The following is a 14452-nucleotide window of genomic DNA, read 5'->3' as shown; positions in this document are numbered from 1 at the left end:
TCCTAGGCGGGGTGTCGGCGCAGCGCCTCGTCGAGGTCGTCGAGGATGCCGTCGGTGGTGAAGGCGGTGCCTCTGGCGTGCTCCGCCTCGTAGGGCCCGGTACCCAGCGCGGCGCGGGCAGCGGCCTCGGTGCGTTCGGCCCGCGTCTGCTCGGGCATGGGGCGCGGGTGACCGCCGCGCCGGAACCGGGCGGCGCCGAGCAGGCGTGCGGCGGGTGGGAAGTCACCGAGGTCGGCGAGCAGTTCCGCCACGCCGTCCACGAGCGCCGCCACCACCGCGTCGGCGCACCGCCGCTCCATCGCCTCGCGCAGCGCGTCCACGAGTTTCGGCAGTCCGTGCTCCGGACCGGACTCGGCCACCGTCACCATGGCGTCGACCGAGTCCAGCATGGCCATGAACTGGGGTGGTGGCGTGCCGCGGCCGGTCTCCGCGCGGGCCGCTCGGCACAGTTCGCGCGCGCCCGCCGTGTCCTTCTCGTCCAGTGCGATCTGGGCGCGGATGAGCAGGACGAACGCCCGGGTGTCCGCGACCCCGTAGCGGTCGGCGGCGACGCTCGCCTCGTCGAGGACGCTCAGCGCCGCGGCACGGTCGCCCGCGCGGTAGGCGATCTCGGCGAGCCGGGCGAGGAGGAACGGCGTCTCGGCGTACGCGCCCACCTCGTCGGCGAGCCGGAGCGCCTCCTCGAACTCGCCCCTGGCCTCCTCGAGGCGGCCCCGAGCGATGGCCGCCTCGCCGGCCGCGCTGCACACCTGGGCCCTCATCCAGCGGTCGCCGACACGTCGGCTGAGCACCCGCAGCTCGGCGACGTCGTCATCGACGCCCTCCATGCCGCCCGGCGAGTCGACAACGAGGTGCGTCCGGAACATCAGGATGACGCCGACCGCCCAGTCGTCGCCGTGGGCACGGCAGTTGGCGACGGAGACCTCCATCCGGGCACGCACGTCGGCCGAGTTGCCCAGGAAATAGTCGGTCAGCGGCCAGACGAGGCCGGGCATACGGGCCGCCTCGGGGCCGCCGCGCGCGAAGAAGTCCCGCACCCCGCGGACGTACCGGCTCAGCCGCTCGTCCATCAGACCGTCCAGCGGTTCGATCTCGGACCTGAGGAAGAGATGCAGCATCCGGAGGTTCATCCGCTGCGCGTGCAGCGGATGACGGGCCTCCTCGTCCGGGGCTGCGAGGTAGGCGTCGATCGGGTCGGGGGCGGCCGGGTCGGGGGCGGCCGAGCCGGAGGCAGCCGGGCCGGAGGCGGCCGAGCCGGAGGCGGCCGAGCCAGGAACGGTCGCGCGGGAAGGGGGGCCACCCGCGGTGGTCGCGCGGGAGGGCAGGCCGTCGGCGGTGGCCGCGACGGCCGGGGCGGCGCCGGCGGAGTGGCTGATGTCGGCGATGCGGTCGCCGTCGCCTCCGCCGGTGGCGTCCAGGGTGGCGCCGAGGCTCATGATCCGGTCGAGCCATGTCACGGCCTCGTGGCGGTAGTTGCGCAGCCACCAGAACCAGCCCACGGCGAGCGCGAGGGCGCCGGCCTCCGCCTCGGCCCCGGCGGCGAGCGCGCGGTGCAGGGCCGTGCGGATGTTGTCCAGCTCGGTCTCCAGGCGGGAGATCCAGGGGAGTTGCTCGGCGGAGCGCAGCCGCGGCTCGGCCTCTTCGACAAGGGCGCGCACCCACATCCAGTGTCTGCGTTCGGCGGCGGTGCGCAGCCCGGGGGTTTCCGCGGCACGCTCGACGGCGTACTCGTGGATGGTCTCCAGCATGCGGTACCGCATGCCGCCGAAGCCGCCCCGCTCGCCCGGCTCCCCGGGTTCGTCCGGGGTGGCGACGACGAGGGACTTGTCGACGAGCGCTCCGACCAGATCGGCGGCGGGCCCGGTGCACACGGCCTCCGCGGCCGCCAGGTCCCAGCCGCCGGCGAACACCGACGCCTCCCGCAACACGGTCCGCTCTTGCTCGTCGAGCAGTTCCCAGGACCAGTCGACGACGGCACGCAGGGTCTGCTGGCGGGGCAGGACCGTACGGCTGCCGGCGCTGAGGAGGCGGAAGCGGTCGTCCAGGCGGTCGGCGATCTGCCGGGGTGTGAGCAGTCGCAGCCGGGCAGCGGCCAGCTCGATGGCGAGCGGCAGCCCGTCGAGGCGACGGCAGATCTCGTCCACCGCCTCGGTGTCGCGCAGCACGGCGTCGGCGTCGGGACGGACGGCGGCCGCGCGCTCCGCGAAGAGGCGGTGTGCCTGGTCGGGGAGCAGGGGCTCGACCGGGCGCACCAACTCGCCCGGAACACCCAGGGGCTCACGGCTGGTGGCGAGGACCGTGAGCCCTGGGCAGCGGGTGAGCAGCGTCTCGGCGAGTTCGGCCGCTGCTTCGATCACATGTTCGCAGTTGTCAAGGATCAGGAGTTGGCTGCGCGAGGCGCAGTACTCGACGAGCAGGGCGACCGGGTCGTCCTGCGGGGCCGACAGCTCGCTGGTCAGCAGCACGGTCTCGCGCAGACCAAGGGCGCTGACCACCGCGCCGGGCACCGCCTCCGGCCGGTCGAGCGGGGCGAGCTCGGCCAGCCACGCGTGCGGAAACCGGGCCGCGGCTTCCTCGGCGAGACGGGTCTTCCCGGAGCCGCCCGGTCCGATGAGGGTGACGAGACGGGCCCTGTGCAATTCGGAACGGATGGCGACGAGTTCGGGTTCCCGTCCGACGAAAGATGTCAGACGGGGACGAATGTTGCCGGTCCGCTCGGGGCGTACGGCGGGGTGTACGGGGTCGACGGCCCGCGCGCCCCGGAGGCCGTCAGTGGCGTCGGCCTCCGGGGCGCGCGGGTCCGGGCCGCCGAGCAGTTCGCTGTGCAGGGCCCGCAGGGCGGGCCCCGGATCGGTGCCCAGACCGTCGGCGAGGGAGCGGCGTGCGGTCTCGTAGGCGACGAGGGCGTCGGCGCCACGGCCCGTGTCGCGCAGGGCGCGGATGAGGAGGAGGTGCAGCGGTTCGTCGTACGGGTGTGCCTCGGTCAGCTCTCTGAGCTCCGGTACGACGTCCTGGGCGCGGCCGAGCCGCAGTTCGGCGTCGAAGCGGGCGCGGGTCGCTTCGAGCCGCAGCGCGTCCGGCCGGGTCGCGGCGGTGCGGTCGGCGAGGTCGGCGAGGGCGGGCCCGCGCCACAGGGCGAGCGCCGTGCGCAGAGCGCGGGCGGCGGCGGACGCGTCATCCCCGTCGAGGGCGGCCGTGCCCTGGCGTACGAGGTGCTCGAAGACGAACAGATCCACCTCGTCCCGGTCCGCCGCGAGGCGGTATCCGCCTGGCTCGGAGGCGACCGCCTCCCTGCCCACGACCCGGCGCAGCCGGCCGATCAGGGCCTGGAGGGCAGCCGGTGCGTCCTGGGGAGGGTCGTCCGCCCAGACCTCGTCGATCAGGGTCTCGGACGCGGTGACGCGGCCGGGGCGCAGGGCGAGGGCGGCGAGCAGCCCGCGCAGGCGGGGGCCACCCAGGGCCAGGACGGTCCCCTGGTCGTCCGTTGCCTGGGTGACGCCCAGGATTCTGTACCGCACCGGGTCATTGTCGCCGGGACGGCGCGGCGACCGGGCCGTGTTCGCCGTCGTCGGTGCTGCTGCCGGGGCCGGTGCGGGCGTGGGCCTCGCCGAGGGCGCCTCCACGTGACCGGCCGGGCCGCGAGCCGAGGGGCCTACGCCGGCCCGCGTGGACGCCGGAACCGCTACGACCCCGCCCCGCCGACCTGGCGTACCCGCACCACCGCGCCACCGGCCGCTCCCGCGCCCAGTGCCCCGCGCTGGGGCGTGATGCCCGCCGGCACCGCGCGTACGCGGGCGGGGGTGCCGGTCCAGCAGGTGCCCCTACGGGCGAGCAGGCGGCCCAGCCACAGTTCCAGCGAGACCAGGTCCGCGATGCCGTCCAGGGGCAGGGGCTCGCCCGCCGCCGCCGCCCGCAGCGCCTTGCGGACGACCCTGGCCTCGACCAGGCCCGCCTGCGCGAGCAGCGGTGTGTCGAACAGGTCCAGCAGGGAGTCCGCGGCGACCCGCAGCCCGGTACGCGCGGCGGCCGCGGTCGAGGCGTTGGAGGGGGCGCCCCAGCCGGGCGGGAGATCGGTGACTCCGGCGCCCTCCAGGACCGTACGCAGGATCTCGGCCCGTGCGCCGGGCTTGACCCGGAGTGCTTCCGGGAGGGCGCGGCAGGCGCGCACCACCTGGTTGTCGAGGAACGGGGCGTGCAGGCGCTGGAAGCGGATCTCGGCGGCCTGCTCGAGCACGCGCAGGTCCGCCGCGTGTCTCGCCAGGGCGGCACGCGCGCGGAAGTCGCCCGGCCGCTGTCCCGGGCCCACACCGGAACGGAGGGTCGCGCCCTGGAGGCGAACCGATACTTCAGCCAACGCCTCACCAGTCAGCCAACGCGCCGCGGGCCCCGGTCGGGCCCAGGTGAGCGCGGCGAGAGAGGCCCCCACGGCGCCCCCCGGATCGTCGAAGCGACGGCGCAGGAGGCGGTCGGCGAGCTCCTCCAGGCCGGTCCGGTACGGCGTCCGGGCCAGCCGCCGGGCGGCGCCGTACACGCGCGCGGGGACCAGCACCGAGCCGTCCGCCTTGGTCAGCGCGGCGACCGGGCGCACGAGGTGGCGCCGCTTGCGGTCCATCAGCAGGTCGGCCAGCCGCGCGGGATGGGCGTCCAGGACCTGGCGGGCGCCGTATCCGGTGAAGTGGTCCGCGCTGCCGGAGGCCAGGCGGGCGCGGTGGCGGCCCGCGGTGATCAGGCAGGGGCCGGGTTCGTCGGTCAGCGGGCCGTCCAGGTCGGCGTACGGGAGGGTGTCCTCGCCTCCGGTCACCACGACGTGGTGCAGCCGCGGGTTGGCGGCGAGCGTCCCGGCCCGCTCGAGTTCGGCCTCCCGCCCGGCGACGGCCAGGTCGTTGAAGGTGACGGCCAGCAGCCGTTCGCCCGCGCCCGTGCCGTGGCCCAGGACGGTCCCCGGCATTCCCGGCAGGCCGGCGGCCAGCAGCGCCAGCGTCGCCGACGCGGACCCGCCCGACAGGTCGGCGCCGATGCCGGGCACGGGCATCCCGCGCGCGGCGCGCCGCTCGGCCGGCCCCATGCCGGGCACCGGGCCCGGGTCGATGTCGGCGCCGGGGACGTGCCGCGGAGCCGACAGGCGGGTCCGTACGGCCTCCACCAGCGCGTCACGTACGGCGTCGACCGCGCTCTCCGGGTCGGCCGAGGGCGCCGCCACGGCGAGGGAGGCGACCGGCTCGTACCCGGCGATCTCGCGCGCCCCGGTACGCAGGATCAGCGCATGCCCCGGCGGAATGCGCCGCACGCCGTCGTACGGCGTCGAGTCGTGCAGCGCGGCGGGTACGTCGGGGGCGGCGAGCAGCGCGGCGAGGTGTCCGAAGTCGAGGTTGGCCTCGATGAGGTCCGCGAGCGGCAGCGCGGCCGTCGCGTACGCGGTGCCGCCGGCCCAGGGGGTGTAGAACACGGGGCGGGCGCCCGCCAGATCGCCGCAGACGGTGATCCTGCGCCCCACCTGCACGACGGCCGTGTAACTACCCGGCCAGGCCGTCATGTGGCGCAGGGCGCCTCCGCGCGCGGCGAACAGTCCGACCCGCAGCTGTTCGTCGCTCGCCCCGCAGGTGCCGAGGACGGCGACGCGGGTCTGCGGGTCGGCCTGCACGATCCGCACCTCGTCGGGGCGCCAGTCGCCGACCGCCCAGAGGGGATCGGGGTCGCCCCACAGAAGATGGGAGCCCACCGGGTGCACGGTCTCGCCGTCGTGTCCGGTGGCCCCCGCGGAACCGATTCCGGCGGCCACAGCGGAGGTACTGCTCCACCCCACCAACCACCGCATCGACGCCTCCACAGCCTGTGGACAACCAGTGCACCGTACGAACTCGGCACCATGCTGCCATGAAGGACGCGCCGCAGAGAGGCGGTGGAGTTGCTTGTGCTCCGTGGATTGCGCCCCCGAAGGCGCCCCCGCGCCACGGGCAACGCCGGGCCGGGGCAAGGGAATCGACCTGCGGGAAAGGCCGGCTGCGACGCGAATGCGCCCCCGATACGCTCCCCAAGAACGCCTAACGCGCCCTCAAGTACCGTGGTGAGAGGGCTGATCAGTCGCTGAAGGCAGGGGCGATTTTCGGCCAAATCGGCTACGGAGGTACGGCTGGGCACACCGCCCGCACACGCTCCGTACATGCTTCGCCCACCGCCTGGCCGACGCGCAGTCCGGGAGGCGGAGCTCGCCCCCCGGACCGGTCCGCCACCCGCGGGGATGTAGGCGGCGGTGTCCCCCAGCCCACTGGATCCAGTACAGCGGGCCGACCCACGCACGATCCATGCAAGCGCTCCCCAGGTGGCCGGAGAAGAGCGCACGGACGGGCGCACGGCCACACGGCGGGGGCACGCCGCAACGGTCCGTACCGGCCCGACCGTCCACGTACGGACCACAATCCCGCCAACCGGAACAATGCCCCTTAACGCTTGGGATGCGGCGAACTACGCTGGGTTTACGAATGCCGCGTGGTTATGCCAGCGCGGCAGCCGTCTGTGTCGAGGGGTGGCGCATGTCCAGGGAGCAACGCGGGCCGAACGAAAAACTCGGCACCGTTCTCGCCCTCGCGGGAATCAGCAACGCAGGACTCGCGCGTCGTGTCAACGATCTTGGCGCTCAACGCGGGTTGACTCTTCGCTACGACAAGACGTCCGTGGCGCGCTGGGTGTCGAAGGGCATGGTGCCGCAAGGCGCCGCGCCGCACCTCATCGCGGCCGCCATAGGGCAGAAGCTCGGCCGCCCGGTGCCGCTCCACGAGATCGGCCTGGCGGACGCGGACCCCGCGCCGGAGGTGGGCCTAGCCTTCCCCCGGGACGTCGGACAGGCGGTGCGGTCGGCGACCGAGCTCTACCGTCTCGACCTCGCCGGGCGCCGGGCCGGCGGAGGGGGCATCTGGCAGTCGCTGGCCGGTTCGTTCGCAGTCAGCGCATACGCAACGCCCGCCTCGCGATGGCTGATAACTCCGGCCGACAGCTCGGTGGCGCGTGAGGTGGGCCCGGCGGAGGGCTCCGGCGCACCGGCCAAAGTCGGCCACAGCGACGTGCAGAAGCTGCGGGAGGCCGCGGAGGACGCCAGGCGCTGGGACTCCAAGTACGGAGGCGGCGACTGGCGTTCGTCGATGGTGCCCGAGTGCCTGAGGGTGGAGGCGGCACCGCTGCTGCTCGGCTCCTACTCGGACGAGGTCGGCCGGGCCCTGTTCGGCGCCTCCGCCGAACTCACCCGCCTCGCGGGCTGGATGGCCTTCGACACGGGCCAGCAGGAGGCCGCCCAGCGCTACTACATCCAGGCACTGCGGCTCTCGCGCGCGGCCGCCGACGTACCCCTGGGGGGATACGTGCTGGCGTCGATGTCGTTGCAGGCGACGTACCGCGGCTTCGGCGACGAGGGCGTCGACCTGGCGCAGGCCGCCCTGGAGCGCAACCGTGGTCTCGCCACGGCCCGCACCATGAGCTTCTTCCGCCTCGTCGAGGCACGCGCGCACGCACGCGCGGGTGACGCCCACGCGGCCGGCGCGGCCCTGAAGGCGGCCGAGGGATGGCTCGAGCGCTCCCGCGACGGCGACCAGGACCCGTCCTGGCTCGGCTTCTACTCGTACGACCGTTTCGCCGCGGACGCCGCCGAGTGCTACCGCGACCTGAAGGCACCGCGTCAGGTGCGCCGCTTCACGGAGCAGGCGCTGTCGAAACCGACGGAGGAGTTCGTGCGCTCGCACGGACTCAGGCTCGTCGTGTCGGCGGTCGCCGAGCTCGAGTCGGGCAATCTGGACGCTGCGTGCGAGCAGGGCGTGCGGGCGGTGGAGGTCGCGGGGCGCATCTCCTCGGCGCGTACCACCGAGTACGTGAAGGACCTGCTCCACCGGCTGGAGCCGTACGGCGACGAACCGCGCGTGGTCGAGCTGCGGGAACGGGCACGTCCGCTGCTGATGACTCCGGCCTAGGGGCGGCCGGGCGGGTCCGCCGTTCGGTCCGGGGCCGGCCGAGCGGTTTCCTGGCCCCCGGGCATCCCTTCCGGACGCGGGGGCCTTCCCGGGTTTGAGGGCATTGTCAGTGGCGCAGTGCACTATCGAAGCCGGGAGGTGGTGCAGGTGCGGAAGATCGCGTACGACTGTGACGTGCTGGTGATCGGCGGTGGGATCGTCGGTCTGTCGACGGCGTATGCGATCACGCGTGCCGCGCCGGGCACGCGGGTCATGGTGCTCGAGAAGGAACCGGGCCCTGCCCGGCACCAGACCGGACGCAACAGCGGAGTGATCCACAGCGGCATCTACTACCGGCCCGGCTCGCTCAAGGCGCGGTACGCGGTGCGGGGCGCCGCCGAGATGGTCAAGTTCTGCGCGGAGTACGACATCCCGCACGCCGTCACCGGCAAGCTGATCGTCGCGACCACCCGGGCGGAGCTGCCGCGGCTGCACGCGCTCGTGCAGCGCGGCCGGGAGAACGGCATTCCGGTACGGGAGCTGGGCGGCTCCCAGATCGCGGAGTACGAGCCGGAGGTGCGGGGGCTCGCCGCGATACACGTCGGGACGACGGGCGTGTGCGACTTCACCGGTGTCGCGCGGCGGCTGGCCGAGGCGTCGGGGGCGGAGATCCGGTACGGGGCCCGGGTGGTGCGGGTCGACCGGCGCGCCGGACTGGGGGCTGCCGTGCTCACCGGGGACGGAGCCGTCGTCCGCGCGCGGGTGCTGGTGAACTGCGCCGGGCTGCACTGCGACGAGATCGCCCGGCTCACGGGGGACGACCCGGGGATGCGGATCGTGCCCTTCCGCGGGGAGTACTACACGCTGGCGCGGCCCGAGCTGGTGCGGGGCCTGGTGTATCCGGTCCCGGATCCGGCGTTCCCGTTCCTCGGGGTGCATCTCACGCGCGGGATCGACGGCGGGGTGCACGTCGGGCCCAACGCGGTGCCGGCCCTGGCCCGGGAGGGCTACGAGTGGGGTGTGGTGCGACCCCGGGAACTGGGGCGGACGCTGGCGTGGCCGGGATCGTGGCGGATAGCCCGGCGGCACTGGCGGTACGGGGCGGGCGAGCTCCGCCGGTCGGTGTCGAAGCGAGCGTTCACCGCGGCGGTGCGCCGGATGCTGCCGGCGGTCGACGAGACGGACCTGATGCCGGCGACCGCCGGGGTGCGGGCCCAGGCGGTCCTCCGGGACGGGACGCTGGTGGACGACTTCCTGATCCGCGAGGGCGAGCGGACGGTCCACGTACTCAACGCGCCTTCGCCCGCGGCGACCGCCTCCCTGCCCATCGGCCGGGAGGTCGCGCGACGAGCGTTGGCCACGCTGGGCACGACCTGAGTCGAACCGCGCGCGTGCCGAGCCGGTCTGGGCGCGGCGGGCTGGGCGCTGCGGGCTGGGCTCGCGACGGGTGGGGCGGACGGGCTGTGCCCGCTCGGTCCGGGCCTCGGGTGAGCACGTAAAATCGATCGCACTGTGTCTGACTCCCGCAACGCCCCCGAAGCCTCCCGGCCCGTCTCCTCCCCGCCCGGCGAGCACCTCTCGCACACCCCCGGAGCCTCCGTGCGGCACATCCGGGCCAAGGGCGAGCCCCGTTTCCCGGACGGGCCCGCGCCCGATCCCGCCGGGTCGCACTTCGAGCGGCGGATCCGGAGTTTCCAGCCGCGCCGGAGCCGGGTGACCGCGGGACAGGCGGACGCGCTGCAGCGGCTGTGGGCCGGCTGGGGGCTGGACATCGACGGGCAGCGGGTCATCGACCTGGCCGAGTTGTTCGGGAACGACCGTCCCGTCGTCCTGGAGATCGGCTTCGGGATGGGCGAGGCCACCGCCCGGATGGCCGCCGCCGATCCCGGCACCAACATCCTCGCCGTCGACGTGCACACCCCCGGCCAGGGCAATCTGCTCGCTCTGGCCGACCAGCAGGGGCTGACCAACGTCCGCGTCGCGAACGGGGACGCCATCATCCTGCTGCGCGAGATGCTCCCGCCCGAGTCCCTCGACGGTCTGCGCGTGTACTTCCCCGATCCCTGGCCCAAGAAGCGCCACCACAAGCGGCGGCTGATCCAGCCGGAGTTCCTGTCGCTGGCCGCGACCCGGCTCAGGCCGGGGGCGATCGTCCACTGCGCCACCGACTGGGAGCCGTACGCCGAACAGATGCTCGACGTACTGACCGCGCACCCGGACTTCGAGAACACGCGGCCCGACGGCGGTTTCGCGCCCCGTCCCGACTTCAGGCCGCTGACCCGTTTCGAGGGCCAGGGACTGGAGAAGGGACATGTCGTGAACGACCTGCTCTGCCGCCGCGTACAGCGAGAAGACAACCGCACGGACCTGCCCCCCACCGGCGCCTGAGCCTCGCCGCCCGTCTCAGCGGGCGGCACGGCGCACCGTCGCGGGCGGCGCCCATCCCTCGTTAGGGTCAATGCTGTGGCCACCTGTCCCCCGTACCCGACGCATCCCAGTGACACCGCCGGCGGAGTACTGCGGCACGCGCACTGGTGGCAGCGCACATGGGTGCGTTACGGCGCGCTGATCACCCTGCTCACGCTCTCCGGGCTCGTCATCCTCGCCCTGGTCCGCGAACAGACCGGCACCGAGGGCTTCCTGGTCGGCCTCGGGCTCGCCGTCCTGCCCGTGCCGCTGCTCCTGGCCGCGTTCCGCTGGCTGGACCGCGTCGAGCCCGGCCCCTGGCGCAACCTGCTGTTCGCCTTCGCCTGGGGTGCCTGCGCGGCGGCGCTGATAGCGATCGTCACCAACAGTTTCGCGACCAGATGGATAGCCACCGCGACCGCCGATCCGTCGAGTGCCGACACCATCGGCGCGACCGTGATAGCGCCCGTCGTGGAGGAGTCCGCGAAGGCCGCCGCCGTCCTGCTCGTGTTCCTCTTCCGCCGCCGGGACTTCACCGGGATCGTCGACGGGGTCGTCATAGCCGGAGTCACCGCCACCGGTTTCGCGTTCACCGAGAACATCCTCTATCTCGGCACCGCGTTCGGCACCGACCAGCTCACCGGCGACCGCGGCATCGCCTCCGTCACCGCCGCGACCTTCTTCGTCCGCGTCATCATGTCGCCGTTCGCGCACCCCCTCTTCACCGTCCTCACCGGCATCGGCTTCGGCGTCTCCGCGCTGTCCGCCGAGCGCCGGCGGATACGGCGGGTGCTGCTGCCGCTGTCCGGGCTGCTGCTCGCGATGGGGATGCACGCGATCTGGAACGGCTCGTCGAAGTTCGGCGAGTACGGGTTCTTCGCGGTGTACGCGGGCTTCATGGTGCCCGCGTTCGGGCTGCTGACCTGGCTGGTCGTCTGGACACGGCAACGGGAGCTGAGGACCGTACGGGCCGAGCTGCCCGCCTATGTCGCGGCCGGCTGGCTGACCCCGGCCGAGCCGTACGCGCTCGGCTCGATGCGGGCCCGGCGGCTGGCGCGCGACCACGCCCGGCGCCGCTTCGGCAAACCGGCGGCCCGGGCGGTCGCCCAGTACGAGGCGTACGCGACCTCACTGGCGTTCCTGCGGCACCGGGGGCGCAACGGGCGGGCGAACACCGACTTCGTCGTACGGGAGAGGGAGTTGCTCCAGGAGCTGTGGTGGCGGCGGGAGGTGGCGCGCCCGGCGCTGGACTACGCGGCGAGGGCGACGGCTCCTCCCGTGCCGGTGACCGCGCCGCCGTGGCCGGTGTACGGCGTGTACGGCCACGCCAACGGCTACGGGATGGCGGGGAGCGGGCCCGTGACCGGAGCGGGACACGGTGTCGGCCTCGGCCTCGGTCACGGCGTCGGCGCCGGCTACGGCTACGGCTACGGCTACGGCTACGGAGCCGCCGGATACGGGCATCAGGCGGGACCGTACCCGGCCTACAACCCGTACCAGCCGTAACTCCTGCCGATCCCGCAGCCCCTACCGATCCGGCATCCCCTGCCGATCCGGCACCCCCTACCAATCCGGCATCCCCGCCGATCCCGCACCCCCTACCCATCCAGCATCCCCCGCCGATCCCGCACCCCCGGCCGGTCGTCAGCCCGGCCTCACGCCGACGCGTCGGTCAGGCGGGTCAGCTCCGGTTCGTCGAGCTTCAGCTCCGCCACGCCCAGCAGGGCGGGCAGTTGCTCCACCGTCCGCGCGGAGGCGATGGGCGCCGCCACCGTCGGCCGGGCGGCCAGCCAGGCCAGCGCGACCGTGGCCACGGGGGAGTCGTGGGACTGGGCGATCTCGTCGAGGGCGGTGAGGACGCGGCGGCCCCGCTCGGTGTCCAGGTGCTTGCCGGCGGCTCCGGCCCGTGCGCTGTCGACCGTCGTACCGGGGCGGTACTTCCCGCTGAGGAAGCCGGAGGCGAGCGCGGAGTACGGGACGGCGGCGAGACCCGACTGCTCGGCGAGGTCCCGCAGCTCACCCTCGTAGGTGCCGCGCGAGACCAGGTTGTAGTGGGGCTGGAGCGCCACGTACCGGGCCAGGCCCTCACGGTCGGAGAACTCCAGGGAGGCGCGGAGCCGTTCGGGCGAGATGTTGGAGGCGGCGATGTGTCGCACCTTGCCCGCCTTCACCAGCTCGTCGAGCGCGCCGATGATCTCCTCGACCGGGATTTCCGGTTTGTCGAAGTGGGTGTAGTAGAGGTCGATGTGGTCGGTGCCCAGGCGGCGGAGCGACGCGTCGGCGGCCGCCTTGATGTTCGCCGCGGACAGTCCCGGGAACCGCGGGTGCTGGCTGACCTTGGTGGCGATGACGACGTCGGAACGGTTGCCGCGTGCCTTGATCCAGTTGCCGATGACGGTCTCGGACTCGCCGCCCTGGTTGCCCTCGGCCCAGGACGAGTAGGAGTCGGCGCTGTCGACGAAGTTGCCGCCGGCGGCCGCGTAGGCGTCGAGCACCGCGAAGGAGGCGGCCTCGTCGGCGGTCCAGCCGAAGACGTTGCCGCCGAGGGCGAGCGGGAAGACCTCGAGGTCGGATGAGCCGAGCTTGCGGAGAACAGTCATGCTCTTGTTCAACGGGCGGACCGGGGCGGTCCATTCCGCGATCGCCGCAAAGATGCCGTAAACACAGCGACCGGCGGTCCTGACGCCGGGGGGTTGGCGTCAGGACCGCCGGGGTCTCGGTGTCAGGCCGTCAGGGAGTGAGGCCCTTGCCGCGCAGCCACGCCATCGGGTCGATGCCGTCGGCGCTGCCGCCGGGGTGGACCTCGAGGTGCAGGTGCGGCCCGGTCACGTTGCCGGTGGCGCCCACGCGCCCGATCACGTCACCCGTGTTGACCTTCTGGCCCACGGTGACGCTGATGGACGACTGGTGGCAGAACCACAGCTCGGTGCCGTCGTCCAGGGTCAGGATCGTGCGGTAGCCGTAGGAACCGGCCCAGCCCGCCTCGGTGATGGTGCCGCTGTGGATCGCCTTGATCAGCGTGCCGGTGGGCGCGGCGAAGTCGAGGCCGGTGTGGTAGCCGGAGGACCACATGGAGCCGGCCTGGCCGAAGGTCGAGGTGATGGTGTACGAGGAGGTCGGCAGCGTGTACTGCTTGGCCAGCTCGGCCAGGCGCTCAGCCTCGGCCTTCAGCTTGGCGGCCGCCTCGGCCTTCTCCTTCGCGGCGTCGGCCTTGGCCTCGGCCGCCTTCTCCGCCTTGGCGACCGCGGCGGCGGCCTGCTTCTCGGCCGTGGCCGCGGCGGCTGCGGCGGCCTTGGTCTCGACCTGGTCCTGCTGCTGCTCGGCCTGGGCCATGATCCGGCTGCGGAGCACCTCACCGGCGTCGGTGGTGCCCTGCGCCGTTTCGGTGGTGCTCACACCGACGCTGCTGAGCGCGGTCGCGGAGCCCTGGTCGGCGTCGGCGGAGGAGTCGTCGTCCGACAGGAGCGAGCCCACGGACGGCAGGTCGGGAATGGAGATGGAGACCGGCGGCTTGCCGGTGTTGGCGCTGGCCATGCCACCCGCGCCGACGGCGGCTATGACACCGACACCGAGGACGGTGGAGCTGCGGGCGAGTCCCCCGCCGCGCTGCTTGGAGACGCGATGCCGGCCTCGTACGGGGCGAAGGGACTCCTCGGTGGGATTCCACTCCTCCCACGGACCCTCGTCGGTGCGGAGGCCGCCGGAGCCGAAGGGCTCGGTGCTGCGCCGGCTGGGCACGAACGGGGCTTGCGGGGCAGGCGGGTTGGACGCCACGTGGGCGTGCTCCTTTCCTTCCTTCTCGCCTACCGGGTTAGCTGACGGGTTCGGAGCAGGAAGGTCTCCTACGCGCGTATATCCGCCGTGCTGTGCACGGCGACCTACGAGCGATTCACCCCAAGGTGTGGTTCCCCGGTTCCCTTGCGGAATTCGGCGCATGCGCACGGAGCCGACTCTTGTGACGGCTGGGACGACCGCGCTGCGTTATCGAACGTTAATAGACCCGGGTACCCGATTCCAAGCTGTTCCACTTGATCATTAACCTTTCCGGCCAGGAACTTTCGGGTCATGACCGGCGTAATTCGGGCGAGTTGACCTCGGATCAGGAAACTCAC

Annotated in this window: 8 protein-coding genes and 1 riboswitch; of the genes, 4 read left to right on the top strand and 4 right to left on the bottom strand. The window is 73.4% G+C overall.

The window, feature by feature from the left end:
* Positions 1-2: 2 nt before the first annotated feature.
* Positions 3-3518 (bottom strand): BTAD domain-containing putative transcriptional regulator, encoded by a 3516-nt coding sequence (locus OG985_RS24575; RefSeq protein WP_371670487.1) that lies wholly within the window; start codon positions 3516-3518, stop codon positions 3-5.
* A gap of 164 nt (positions 3519-3682) precedes the next feature.
* The gene (locus OG985_RS24570) at positions 3683-5815 is read right to left on the bottom strand and encodes an asparagine synthase-related protein (RefSeq protein WP_371670486.1); all 2133 of its coding nucleotides are present in this window, start codon (positions 5813-5815) and stop codon (positions 3683-3685) included.
* Positions 5816-6530: 715 nt separating this feature from the next.
* Here OG985_RS24570 and OG985_RS24565 point away from each other — a divergent pair.
* The 4 genes from OG985_RS24565 to OG985_RS24550 all read left to right on the top strand — a co-directional run bounded on the left by OG985_RS24565 (position 6531) and on the right by OG985_RS24550 (position 11846).
* Complete coding sequence (locus tag OG985_RS24565) at positions 6531-7955, top strand: MFS transporter (RefSeq protein ID WP_371670485.1); 1425 nt, start codon at positions 6531-6533, stop codon at positions 7953-7955.
* Between the two features lie 147 nt (positions 7956-8102).
* Positions 8103-9311 (top strand): L-2-hydroxyglutarate oxidase, encoded by a 1209-nt coding sequence (gene lhgO, locus OG985_RS24560; protein WP_371670484.1) that lies wholly within the window; start codon positions 8103-8105, stop codon positions 9309-9311.
* Between the two features lie 135 nt (positions 9312-9446).
* Positions 9447-10322 carry a tRNA (guanosine(46)-N7)-methyltransferase TrmB gene (gene trmB, locus OG985_RS24555; protein WP_371670483.1) on the top strand — a complete coding sequence of 292 codons (876 nt, stop codon included), beginning with the start codon at positions 9447-9449 and terminating at the stop codon, positions 10320-10322.
* Positions 10323-10397: 75 nt separating this feature from the next.
* Positions 10398-11846, top strand: coding sequence for a PrsW family intramembrane metalloprotease (locus OG985_RS24550; protein WP_371670482.1), 1449 nt, complete (start codon positions 10398-10400; stop codon positions 11844-11846).
* 149 nt (positions 11847-11995) lie between these two features.
* On the opposite strand, the gene OG985_RS24545 is transcribed toward OG985_RS24550, so the two are convergent.
* Positions 11996-12940: an aldo/keto reductase gene (locus OG985_RS24545; RefSeq protein WP_371670481.1), complete on the bottom strand. Its 945-nt coding sequence runs from the start codon at positions 12938-12940 to the stop codon at positions 11996-11998.
* A gap of 130 nt (positions 12941-13070) precedes the next feature.
* A complete protein-coding gene (locus OG985_RS24540) occupies positions 13071-14114 on the bottom strand; it encodes a M23 family metallopeptidase (RefSeq protein ID WP_371670480.1) in 1044 nt (347 codons plus the stop codon).
* Between the two features lie 11 nt (positions 14115-14125).
* Positions 14126-14283: riboswitch (cyclic di-AMP (ydaO/yuaA leader) on the bottom strand.
* Positions 14284-14452 lie beyond the last annotated feature (169 nt).

It is taken from the genome of Streptomyces sp. NBC_00289 (assembly GCF_041435115.1).
Lineage (GTDB): Bacteria > Actinomycetota > Actinomycetes > Streptomycetales > Streptomycetaceae > Streptomyces.
Note: the sequence above shows the minus strand (reverse complement) of the source record. Positions and strands in the feature narration are given on the sequence as shown.